The 12,182-nt window shown below is 69.9% G+C and carries 6 protein-coding genes; 1 reads left to right on the forward strand and 5 read right to left on the reverse strand.

The genetic code is table 11. From position 1 onward, the window contains the following. Positions 1–62: 62 nt before the first annotated feature. A complete protein-coding gene (locus tag NFC98_RS13610) occupies positions 63–4,496 on the forward strand; it encodes an Ig-like domain-containing protein (protein ID WP_254275463.1) in 4,434 nt (1,477 codons plus the stop codon). Positions 4,497–4,523: 27 nt separating this feature from the next. Here NFC98_RS13610 and NFC98_RS13615 read toward each other — a convergent pair whose 3' ends face one another. From NFC98_RS13615 to NFC98_RS13635, 5 genes are all read right to left on the reverse strand, one after another. Continuing rightward, positions 4,524–5,921: an HlyD family type I secretion periplasmic adaptor subunit gene (locus NFC98_RS13615; protein WP_254275464.1), complete on the reverse strand. Its 1,398-nt coding sequence runs from the start codon at positions 5,919–5,921 to the stop codon at positions 4,524–4,526. After that, complete coding sequence (locus NFC98_RS13620) at positions 5,918–7,702, reverse strand: type I secretion system permease/ATPase (RefSeq protein ID WP_254275465.1); 1,785 nt, start codon at positions 7,700–7,702, stop codon at positions 5,918–5,920. Before NFC98_RS13620 ends, NFC98_RS13615 begins: the two co-directional genes overlap by 4 nt. A 196-nt stretch (positions 7,703–7,898) precedes the next feature. Beyond that, positions 7,899–9,164 (reverse strand): serine hydroxymethyltransferase, encoded by a 1,266-nt coding sequence (glyA, locus tag NFC98_RS13625; protein WP_254275466.1) that lies wholly within the window; start codon positions 9,162–9,164, stop codon positions 7,899–7,901. Positions 9,165–9,292: 128 nt separating this feature from the next. Continuing rightward, a complete protein-coding gene (locus NFC98_RS13630; protein WP_254275467.1) occupies positions 9,293–10,693 on the reverse strand; it encodes a hypothetical protein in 1,401 nt (466 codons plus the stop codon). A gap of 54 nt (positions 10,694–10,747) precedes the next feature. After that, positions 10,748–12,175 carry a polyphosphate kinase gene (locus NFC98_RS13635; protein WP_254275468.1) on the reverse strand — a complete coding sequence of 476 codons (1,428 nt, stop codon included), beginning with the start codon at positions 12,173–12,175 and terminating at the stop codon, positions 10,748–10,750. Positions 12,176–12,182: the final 7 nt, after the last annotated feature.

A 12,182-nucleotide genomic window follows, 5' to 3' on the forward strand; every position in this document is an offset into this window, starting at 1 on the left:
GCGTCCCGGCTGACGCCTGCCAGCAAGGAAGCAACTCAAACGCACCGTTACAGGGGGCTGCCATGTCCACCTCACCCCAGTCGGACGATCTCGATACCGACCTGGTCGAGACCCGCTTCGAGTCGAGCCGGTCGCTGCCTCGCGAGCGGGCCGTGGAAAGCGAAGAGAGACGCGGCCTGGCCCAGGCGCCGCCAGACCTGGACGACGCCGAGGAACCGGAAGCCGAGACTGCGACGCCGCCGGCCGATGTCGACGACGCGACTCCTGCCGAGGAGGCCGACAATCTAGCGGGGGATGAGGGGAATAATGAGGAGTCCCCAACTGGCAGTACCGACACCCTGGGCGACGAGCCCGCCACCGAGACATCGGCCACGCCGACTGAGGACGCTCCCGCCGGCGACGAAGGCCACCAGCCTGACGAAGCCCCTCAAGCAGATCCCGACGACACCTCTGGCGCTCCCGCCGAAGGGAGCAATGATCCTGAGGTAACAGCAACGGCACTGCCGGAGGAAGAGACGGCCGCTGACGCGACGACCAAGCCCGAGCCGAAGGCGGAAGAGACCTCGGCCACTACGGAGCATACGCAGGATCAGGCGCTGCTCGACGACGACGATCTCGTCAGCTTCCAGTCCCTGGAGGAGGATTCCGAGGATTCACCGACATTCCTGGCCATGACCACGAGCACGGCGGACGAGCCGGAGCCCATCACCGCGACGAGCCAGTTTCAGCAGGGCCAGGATGGCTATGCAGGCGTGGTGGACACCTTCCTCTACGAGGGCCAGTCCCGCGCCAACCGGAGCAGCCAGAAGACGCTGACCGTCGACAGCGAGGAACGCCGGGGCGAGATGCAGGCCCTCGTCCGCTTCAACGACATCTTCGGTGACACCACCGGGCAGATCCCGCTGGGCGCCACTATCCTCTCCGCCACGCTGGAGCTGCAGACCACTACCTCGGGGGACGGTGCCAGGCTGCACCGGATGCTGCAGTCCTGGAGCGACGGCGACACCTGGGACAGCCTGCAGAACGGCATCCAGGCCGATGACGTCGAAGCCCTGGCACAGGCCGACCTCGAGACGGGCGCCATCAGCGCCGGCACCACCCGGCTCGACGTCACCACCAGCCTGCAGGCCTGGGCCGATGGACAGGAAAACCTGGGCTGGGCCTTCCTGCCGCTTGGCCCGAACGGCTGGAGCTTCGACTCGGCCGAGGGGAGCACGCCGCCCAGGCTGGTCGTCGATTACAGCTATACCCCGGTCACACCGGCCAACAATCCCCCTCTGACCCAGGATGATACCGCCTCGACCGTGGAGGGAAGCGCCGTTCAGATCGCGGTGCTGGAGAACGACAGCGACCCCGACGGCGATCCGCTGACGGTGGGTGCCGTGACCCAGCCGAGCCACGGCAGCGTCACGATCAACGCCGACGGCACCCTCTCCTATACCCCCGACGAGGGGTTCGTCGGCACCGACAGCTTCACCTACCAGGCCTCGGATGGCGACCTGCTCAGCGACTCCGCCACGGTCCAGGTCACCGTCGAGCAGGCGGAGCCGGTCAACGCCCCGCCGCTGGCCCAGGACGACACCGCCTCGACCGTGGAGGGAAGCGTCGTTCAGATCGCGGTGCTGGAGAACGACAGCGACCCGGATGGCGATCCCCTGACGGTGGGTGCCGTGACCCAGCCGAGCCACGGCAGCGTCACGATCAACTCCGACGGCACCCTCACCTATACCCCCGACGAGGGGTTCGTCGGCACCGACAGCTTCACCTACCAGGCCTCGGATGGCGACCTGCTCAGCGACCCCGCCACGGTCCAGGTCACCGTCGAGCAGGCGGAGCCGGTCAACGCCCCGCCCCTGGCCCAGGACGACACCGCCTCGACCGTGGAGGGAAGCGTCGTTCAGATCGCGGTGCTGGAGAACGACAGCGACCCCGACGGCGATCCCCTGACGGTGGGTGCCGTGACCCAGCCGAGCCACGGCAGCGTCACGATCAACGCCGACGGCACCCTCACCTATACCCCCAACGAGGGGTTCGTCGGCACCGACAGCTTCACCTACCAGGCCTCGGATGGCGACCTGCTCAGCGACCCCGCCACGGTCCAGGTCACCGTCGAGCAGGCGGAGCCGGTCAACGCCCCGCCCCTGGCCCAGGACGACACCGCCTCGACCGTGGAGGGAAGCGTCGTTCAGATCGCGGTGCTGGAGAACGACAGCGACCCGGATGGCGATCCCCTGACGGTGGGTGCCGTGACCCAGCCGAGCCACGGCAGCGTCACGATCAACCCCGACGGCACCCTCACCTATACCCCCGACGAGGGGTTCGTCGGCACCGACAGCTTCACCTACCAGGCCTCGGATGGCGACCTGCTCAGCGACCCCGCCACGGTCCAGGTCACCGTCGAGCAGGCGGAGGAGCCGCCCCCCGGCACCACGACCGTCCAGTTCCAGCACGGCAGTGACGGCTATTTCGGCGTGGTCGACACCTACCTGCATCAAGCGCAGCCGGACGCCAGCCGGGCCTCCTCGTCCACGCTGGTGGTGGACAGCGTCGACAGCGGCGGCGAGGTGCAGACGCTGCTGCGCTTCGACGACCTCTTCGGCAGCGCCAGCGGGAAGATCCCGCTGGGTGCCACCATCCTCTCCGCCACCCTGGTCGTCCAGACCACCAGCAAGGGGGACGGCGCCACCCTGCACCGCATGCTTCAGCCATGGAGCGACGGCGCGACCTGGAACAGCCTGGAGAACGGCATCCAGGCCGACGGTATCGAGGCGATGATCCCCATCGACCTGGACACCGGTTTCATCCCGGCCGGCACCACCCAGCTCGACGTCACCACCAGCCTGCAGGCCTGGGCCGACGGTCAGGCCAACCACGGCTGGGCCTTCCTGCCGCAGGGCCCGGACGGCTGGGACTTCCACTCGGCGGAGGGCTCGACGCCGCCGACCCTGATCGTCGAGTACAGCACCGCGGACCAAGGCCCGGCCAACAACGCGCCGCTGGCCAATGACGACACCGCCTCGACCGATCAGGGGCTGGCCGTGCAGATCGCCGTGCTGGAAAACGACAGCGACCCGGATGGCGATCCCCTGACGGTGGGCGCCGTCACTCGCCCGAACAACGGCAGCGTCACCGTCAATGCCGACGGCACCCTCACCTATACCCCCGACTTCGGCTTCATCGGCAGCGACAGTTTCACCTACCGCGCCTATGATGGCCGCCTGTTAAGCGACCCTGCGACGGTGAACGTTGCCGTCATGGAAGGGGACGGCCCGCCGCCCCTACCGCTGGAGACCTCCTACATCGCCACGGCCTTCGGCACCAATGATCGGCGCAACTTCGAGCACACCAACGCCACCAAGAGCTTCTTCCACGACGGCGAATGGTGGGCCGTGCTGCCGGAGCAGACGGGCTGGCATGTCTACCGCTTCGATGGCTCGCTGCCTGATCCCGGCACCCTGGGGGGGTGGGTGAAGTCGAGCCCCACCATGCTGACCAGCGGGCGTCGTGCCGACATCGCCTGGGACGATGCCACCGACACCCTCTATGTGCTCAACTTCGGGCCGACCGAGTCGAGCCCGCGCCTGTTCCAGCTCGGCTACAGCGCCCAGACCGGCACCTTCGAGATCGAGATCGACGTGCAGCTGGCAGGCTCCGGCGGCAAGCTGACGGGCGCCGAGTGGCAGCGCAACACCGAGATGTCGCTGGGCCTGGACCAGGACGGCAGCCCGGTCGTCGCCCTGATCGGCCCCTCGGCCGCCGGGGGAGAGAAAGGGCTCAAGCTGGCCTATCCCACCTCCGACAGCCTCGCCACCTGGAGCACCACCACCGTCGACCCCGGCCCCTCGACCACCTCGGGCAGCAACGGCGACAACAAGGTCGACTTCGTGGCCTTCGACCTCGATGGCGTCGCACACGTCGGCCTCGTCTATGGCGACGACGCCACCGGGCTCTGGAAGTTCGCCTACCAGCCGACGCCCTCGTCGCCCTCCGGCTACGGCAGCGGCTGGACGATCGATACCATCACCGACCAGGTCGTGCTGGACAACCATCTCGCCGCGCTATGGGACGGCAGCGCCATCCTGATGACCATGAAGGACGACCAGAACGCCCTCTGGGCGATCCGGGGCATGCCGGGAAGCTGGGAAACGCCCGTGCTGGTGCATTCGGCGACGCACAGCGGGAGCCGGCCGACCCTGGCCTATGACGAGGACAACGAGACGCTGTTCGTCTTCTACCAGGAGAACACCAATCGCCCCTACGGAGACATCTACTTCAAGGCCTCCAATGCCGGCGAGCTCTCCTTCGACCCCAGCGACCCGGGCACCCTCTTCGTCACCAGTCCGCGAGACGGCGATTACATGAGCGACCCGCAGATGCCGACCCATGCAGTGGGAGAGGCGACCGACGGCATGTTCTTCGTCTTCGCCCGCAATTCCGAGGCCAAGGAGATCTGGTACAACGACTTCCAGCTCGCCGACGACTGGCTGATCGCCTGAAACGGACGCGACACCGCGCCGCCGCGGTCACTCCTCACGGATCGCCCGGGCCAGCATGTCGGTGATGGGCTTGGTGATGTAGCTGGCGAAGGTGCGCTCGCCGGTGCGGATCATCACCTCGGCGGGCATGCCGGCGAGCAGCTGCATGGACTCCGCCATCGTCTCGCGGCCCGGCTCGGTGACCCGCAGCCGCACCCGGTAGAAGCGCGCGCCGGTGGCCTCGTCCACCTGGCTGTCGGCGCTGACGAAGATCACTTCGGCGGGAATCACGTTGGTCAACCGCTGGTTGAACGCGGAGAAGCGGATCTCCGCCGGCTGGCCGGGGTAGAGCTGGTTGACATCGCGGTCCGGCACCCGCGCCTCCACCACGAAGCGGTCGTTGCCCGGCACGATGTCGAGCAGCGGGTCGCCACTGCGCACCACGTCGCCGATGGAGTGCACGCGGCGCTCCACCACGGTGCCGGCCACCGGCGCTGTGACGGTGCTGCGGCCCACCTGATCCATCAGCGTGGTGATGCGCTCCTCGGCCTCGGTGACCCGGGCCTGGACCTCGCGCAGCTGCTCGCCCAGCTCCTTGTGGAACTCCTGGTCTCGGATCTCTCGCTGCATGCGGTTCTCGCTCACCTGGGAGGCGAGGCGGGCGATCTCGGCCCGGCGGCTGGCGATATCGCCCTCCAGCTCCAGCCGGTCGCGCTCCACCTCGCGCAGGCGCTGGTTGTTGACCATGCCCTTCTCGAAGAGGCCGCGCAGGTCGCGCTCCTCCTCGCGCAGCGAGGCTGCATGGCGCTCGTTGATGCGCACCACCTCCTCCAGCCCCTCGATCTGGCGGCGCAGCTGCTCGGCCTGCTCGTCCAGCGCCTCGAGAGTGGCGCGGTGGGAGTGGCCCCGGGCGGCAAACAGCGCCTGCTGCACCGCCAGCACCTCCTGCACCCGCGGCAGGTCGCTGGCGGTCAGCTCCTCGGGGAGCGCCAGTGCCTCGGCGCCACGCTGCTCCGCCAGCAGGCGCAGCTCGGTGGCACGGCCGACCAGGTACTGGGTGCGCACGATCTGCAGCTCGCTGCGGGCCTGGATGTCGTCGATCACCACCAGCGGCTGGCCGGCCTCGACCCGGTCGCCATCGGCCACCAGGATCTCGCGCACGATGCCCCCCTCCAGGTGCTGGACGGTGCGCCGGAAGGACTCCACCGCCACGTGACCCGGCGCCACGACTGCCACGGCGAGGGAAGCGGTGGTCGACCAGGCCAGGAAGCCCCCCAGCCCCAGGCCGAGGACCAGCATGCCCAGGCGGCGATAGCCGCGGTCGCTGACCGGCACTTTCTCACTGTACTCGCCCTCCAGGGAGGCGGGCGTGACGTCGATCTCGGGGCGACCCGGCACCCCGCCGCGATGCCCAGCAGGCAGGCTGCGGCTCTCCTGCTGGCTCATGGTGTCTGTCCCCCGCGAGGCTCATCGCCGCCCTGGTGGTCCTCGCTCCCGGCCGCGGCCACCGCCGCTCGCCCGGCGCGGGCGACCCGCGCCTGGGGCGCCGGCTTGCCCTGCATGCGCTCCATCACCTGGGCGGCGGGGCCATAAAGGTGGACCTGCCCCTCGCGCAGCACCAGCAGGCGGTCCATGCCGCGCAGCAGGCTGACCCGGTGGCTGATCACGAACAGGGTGACGCCCTCGGCCTTGAGGCGCTGGATCGCCTCGGCCAGGGCCCGCTCGCCGACGTCGTCAAGGCTGGCATTGGGCTCATCGAGCACCACCAGTACCGGGCTGCCGTAGAGCGCCCGGGCCAGGGCGATGCGCTGGCGCTGGCCGCCGGAGAGGGCTCCCCCGCCGACCGAAATCACGGTGTCGTAACCCTCCGGCAGGGCCAGGATCATCTCGTGGACGCCGGCCTTGCGGGCCGCGACCACCACCTGCTCCGGGTCCACCGCGCCGAAGCGGGCGATGTTCTCGGCCAGGGTGCCGTCGAACAGCTCGATGTCCTGGGGCAGGTAGCCCACGTGGGGGCCCAGCGCCTCGCGGTTCCAGTGCTCGATGTCGGCGCCATCCAGGCGCACGGTGCCCGCCAGGGTGGGCCAGACGCCGAGCAGCACCCGTGCCAGGGTCGACTTGCCCGCCGCGCTGGGGCCGATGATGCCGACGTGGACGCCCGCCGGCACGGTGAACTGGATGCCGCGCAGGGTCGGGGTGCGCAGGCCGGGCGGCGCGGCGGCCACGCCCTCCAGCACCACCTCGCCCTTCGGTGCCGGCAGCGACATCCGGGGCGGCTCCCCCGGGGTGCGGGCCAGCAGCTCCTGGAGACGGCCATGGGCCCCCCGGGCGGCCACGAAGCCCTTCCAGGTGCCGATCATGCGGTCGATGGGCGCGAGGGCGCGCCCCATGATGATGGAGCCGGCGATCATCATCCCCGGGGTCAGCTCGGCGCGCAGCACCAGCCAGGCCCCCAGCCCCAGGATCAGGGACTGGGCCAGCAGCCGCAGGGTCTTGGAGGTGTTGCTCAGGGTGTCGGAGCGGTCCGCGGCGCGGGAGTGGCCGGCCAGGTAGTCGCGGTGACGGCGCGCCCAGCGCCCCATGATGGCGGGCAGCATGCCCATGGCGTGCAGCACCTCGGCATTGCGCAGGTTGGAGCCGGCCAGCTCCTGGGCCTTGATGTGCTCGGCGTTGGCCGCGGCCTGGAGCGGCTGGGTCAGCTTCTCGTTAAGCAGGGCCAGCAGCACCAGCACCACCGCGGCGCCGGTGGCGAAGAGCCCCAGCCAGGGGTGCAGCAGGAAGAGCACCGCCAGGTAGACCGGCACCCAGGGGGCATCGAAGAAGGCCAGCAGGCCGCTGCCGGCGAAGAACTGCCGCAGGGTGCCGAGGTCGCTCAGCGGCTGGGCCGACTGGCGCCCCTCGGTCATCAGGCTGCGACGGAACATCGCCTGGTAGAGGTGGGCGCTGAGCAGGGTATCGAGGCGGTTGCCGATGCGTACCAGCATGCGCGAGCGTACCAGCTCGAGCAGGCCCATCACCGCGAACAGGAAGACCACCACCAGGGTCAGCATCAGCAGGGTCTCGCCGCTCTGGGTCGCGAGCACCCGGTCGTAGACCTGCAGCATGTAGATGGCCGGCACCAGCATGAGCAGGTTCACGAACAGGCTGAAGAAGCCTACCGACAGGAAGGAGCCGCGGCACGCCTTCAAGGCCTGCTGCAGCGCCGTCACGCCCTGCTGTTCCGCCATGCTGCCCTTCCCCCGCCGTCACTGCTGCCCACGGGTTCATGACCCGCGGACTTGTTTACGAAAAATAACAGACTGGACGGCAAAGCGACAGATTTCCGTGCCCCTCGACGAGTGCGCCCCGCACCGTTGTCAGGCGCGGGGCGCGGGCAGCGAGGCACCAGGCGACGGGGGTCGATCACCCCGCCGCCCGGCCGGTTCAGCGGTAGACGGGGAAGTTGGCGCAGACGGCCTCGACCTTGCCCTTCACCGCGGCCTCGATGGCGGCGGAGTCCTCGCCCTTCGCCATCACGTCGAGGATGTCGCAGATCCAGCCGGCGAGGTCCTTGCACTCGCCCTCGCCGAAGCCGCGGGTGGTCACGGCCGGGGTGCCGATGCGCAGGCCGGAGGTGACGAACGGGCTCTGGGGGTCGCCCGGCACGGCGTTCTTGTTGACGGTGATGTGGGCGCGGCCCAGGGCGGCGTCCGCGTCCTTGCCGGTCAGCCCCTGCTTGATCAGCGAGAGCAGGAAGAGGTGGTCCTCGGTGCCGCCGGAGACCACCTCGTAGCCGCGCTCGATGAACACGCCGGCCATGGTCTGGGCGTTCTTCACCACCTGCTGCTGGTAGGTCTTGAACGCGGGGTCCATGGCCTCCTTGAAGCAGATCGCCTTGGCGGCGATGACGTGCTCCAGCGGGCCGCCCTGGCCACCCGGGAAGACCGCGGACTGCAGCTTCTTCTCGATGTCGGCGTCCCCCTCCGCGGAGAGGATCAGGCCGCCACGGGGGCCGCGCAGGGTCTTGTGGGTGGTGGTGGTGACCACGTGGGCGTGGGGCAGCGGGGTCGGGTAGACACCGGCGGCCACCAGGCCGGCCACGTGGGCCATGTCCACCAGCAGGTAGGCGCCTACCTCGTCGGCGATCTCGCGGAACTTCGCCCAGTCGATGACCTGGGAGTAGGCGGAGAAGCCGGCGATGATCATCTTCGGCTTGTGCTCGCGGGCCAGGGCCGCCACCTCGTCATAGTCGATCAGGCCGCCCTCGCCCAGGCCGTACTGCACGGCGTGATAGTGCTTGCCGGAGAAGTTGGGCTTGGCACCGTGGGTCAGGTGGCCGCCGGCATCGAGGCTCATGCCCAGGATGGTGTCGCCCGGCTTGACCAGCGCCTGGAAGACGGCACCGTTGGCCTGGGAGCCCGAGTGGGGCTGGACGTTGGCGTAGCTGGCACCGAACAGCTCCTTGGCGTAGTCGATGGCCAGCTGCTCGACGATGTCGACGTATTCGCAGCCGCCGTAGTAGCGCTTGCCGGGATAGCCTTCCGCGTACTTGTTGGTGAGCTGGCTGCCCTGGGCTTCCATCACCCGGGGACTGGCGTAGTTCTCGGAGGCGATCAGCTCGATGTGCGCTTCCTGGCGCGCGACTTCCTTCTGCATCGCGTCGAACAGCACGTCATCGAAACCGGCAATCGTCATGTCGCGGCTGAACATGGGCGGGGGACCTCGCATCAAGGGGGAAATCTGAGGGCGACATGATACCCCAGCCCCGGGGCGCTTTCACATGAAACGCCATCATCCCGAGCTGCAGGGGATTCATGACGTCCGCCTCTCGCTCCCGGTCAGCGCGTCTCCACGCGCAGCGAGAGCCGGTCGGGCAGCGCCAGGGGATCGCCGGTGAAGGTCTCCAGGTTGCTCTCCGCCGGCAGGCTGATCGCCAGTTCGAGCTCGCTGGCGCTGCCCTCCATCAGCTCGACCAGGCCGATGAGGAAGGCCTGCACCTGGGGGCCGAACATCATGCCGAAGCCCTGGGCCTGGGTCCTTGCCTGCTCCAGGTACTGGGTCTCGCTGATGCCCTCCAGGGCCGCGCCCAGGGTGGCCAGGCGGCCGAACAGCCCGCGGTCGGAGAGGATGAGCGTCACCTCGCCGCCCAGCAGGGTGGCGGCCTCCAGCAGTTCGCTGTCGGCGAACAGCTCGGCGGGCTCGGCGTCCTCGGGCAGCACCAGCGGCAGCTCGATGTCGAGGACCAGGCGCAGGGCGTCGTGGAGGGTGAGTTCGCTGTCGCTGCGCAGAACGCCATGGGCCTCGCCCGGTTGCCAGTCACCGCGGAAGGCGGCGTCCAGGTGCAGCGCACCGCTGCCGTCGGTGAGCACGTTGTTGGCCATGCGCAGCCGGGTGCGCTCCTCCTCCGGCGCCAGCTCGATCATCCGCGCCAGGTCGAGGCGCAGCTCGTCGACCCGGACACCGCCCTCGCCGTCCGCGAAGTCGCCGTCGATATGCAGCCGCGCCAGCGAGCCGACCATGCGTTCGGCCTCCACCGCCAGGTCGTCCAGCTCGAGCAGGGAGAGTTCCTCGGCATCCTCCTCGTCCAGGCCGCTGAGCCCCTCGAGGCGCAGGCGGCCCAGGGTGAAGGCGCCGGAGCCGAGCTCGTCCAGGTCCTGGCCGGTGCCGGCCACGTCGGTGATCTCCAGCCAGTCGATGGCCTCCCGGGAGATCCCCTCGCCGCGGATCCGCGCGACGCTGAGCCGGCCCTCGCCCATGGGCTCGCCCGAGAGCTCGGCGACCATCTCGGAGGCCAGCTCGACGACCAGTCCGTCCACCGCTACGCTGCCGAGACGCATCGACGCCATCGCCTCCTCATCGTCGAGGGGCAGCACCGCCCGGGAGGGCGCGCCTAGCACGATTCGCTCGATCCCGATCAGCAGCATCTCGGTGAGGGCATCCTCCAGGCGGACCCCCTCCACCAGGACCTCGTCGGGGCGATCGTAGTCGCCGCTGACGCGGTAGCGGTCGATCAGCAGCCGCTCCCCCTCGTCGCTGTCGAAGCGCAGCGCCTCGGCGGTGACCCGCTCGCGCAGGAGCGCACCGGAGACGTCGCCGATCTCCAGGTGCCCATGGCCGGCGAACAGGGCGCGCAGGTCGGACTCGAGGCGCTCCTCGTCGGCCAGGGCCGGCGGGGCCGCGACCAGGGCGAGGCTCATGGGCAGGGCAAGGAGCGCCGAAGCGCGGTTGGAGCGAGACATGGATCACCTCCTGTGTGATCGATGGAAACAGGGCCGGAACAGAGACAGCCTAGCTCAGACGGCCGAGGCGAGGCGCGCCTCCAGCCGCTCGTTGACCCGCTCCAGCACCGCCAGCCGGGCGCGACGCTTGTCGTCGCAGGCGATCAGCGACCACTCGGCGCCGGGAAGGTGGGTGCGGGCGAACATCTCGTCGATGGCGAGCTGGTAGTCGTCCCAGCGCTCGCGGTTGCGCCAGTCCTCGTCGGTCAGCTTGTGGCGCTTGTGGGGCGTGGCGGCGCGGGCCTCGAAGCGACGGAGCTGCTCGTCCTTGTCAATGGCGAGGAACAGCTTGATCAGCACCCCGCCATGAGCCAGCAGCTGCTGCTCGAAGTGGTGGATCTCGCCATAGGCGCGCCGCCACTGGGCCTCGCTGGCCAGCCCCTCGACCCGCTCCACCAGCACTCGCCCATACCAGCTGCGATCGAAGATGGCGATGCGCCCGTCGGCGGGCAGGCGGCGCCAGAAGCGCCAGCCCCAGGGCAGCGCCAGCTCCTCGTCGCTGGGCGCGCCGATGCGGTGGACCCGGTACTGGCGGGCATCCAGCGCCGCGGTGACCCGGTGGATGCTGCCGCCCTTGCCCGCCGCGTCATGGCCCTCGAAGGCGATCACCGCCGGGATCCGCCGCCGGGCGATCTCCCGGGCGTTGGCAGCCAGCCGGGCCTGCCCGTGGGCCAGGCGCTCGCGGTAATCGGCCTTGTCCAGGCGCACCTCCACCGCGGCGCTGGCGCGACCCAGCGAGGGGACGCCGGGCGCCTCGTCGGGCAGCGTCGCAAGCGTCGCCGCCGGCGGCTCGGGCGGATGCTCCATGGCCGCCAGCAGCAGTCGGGCCGCCCGGGCGAGCTGCTCCCCCGGCTCGCGGAACGGAAGCCGCTCCCAGGGAGCATGGGGAGCCTGGGTATCATCGCGCAGCTTCCGCCCGATGGCCTCGATGACGGCATGCTGGCCATGGCGCTGCCACTCGTTCACGCCGACCTGCCAGGCACGGGCCGGGTCCTGCTGCAGCTCGGCCAGGTGGCGACGCTGCTCGCGGCGGCCGATGTCGGTCCACAGCTTGAGCAGCACCACACCCTCGGCGGCCAGCTCCGCCTCGAAGGCGCGGATCTCCGCCAGGCGGTCCTGAAAGGCGCCGGGAGAGAGGCGGCGCTCCGCCCGGGCGAACAGCGCATCGCCATACCAGCCATGGATGAAGATGCCGATGCGGCCGCGGTCGGGCACCCGCCGCCAGTAGCGCCACCAGTAGGGGCGCGACTGCTCCTCGCTGCTGGGCCCCAGGGCATGGACCTCGGTGTGGCGGTTCTCCAGCCAGTGGTTGAGGCGGTTGACCACCTGCCCCTTGTGGGTCACCGCATGGCCGGTCAGCAGCAGGATCACCGCGCGCCGCTTCTCCCGGGCCAGGGAGAGCTGGGCATCCAGCAGCCGGTAGCGCAGGGTGTCGCTGTTCATGCCATCT

It is taken from the genome of Halomonas sp. 3H, from assembly GCF_024206005.1.
Taxonomy (GTDB): Bacteria; Pseudomonadota; Gammaproteobacteria; order Pseudomonadales; family Halomonadaceae; genus Halomonas; species Halomonas campaniensis.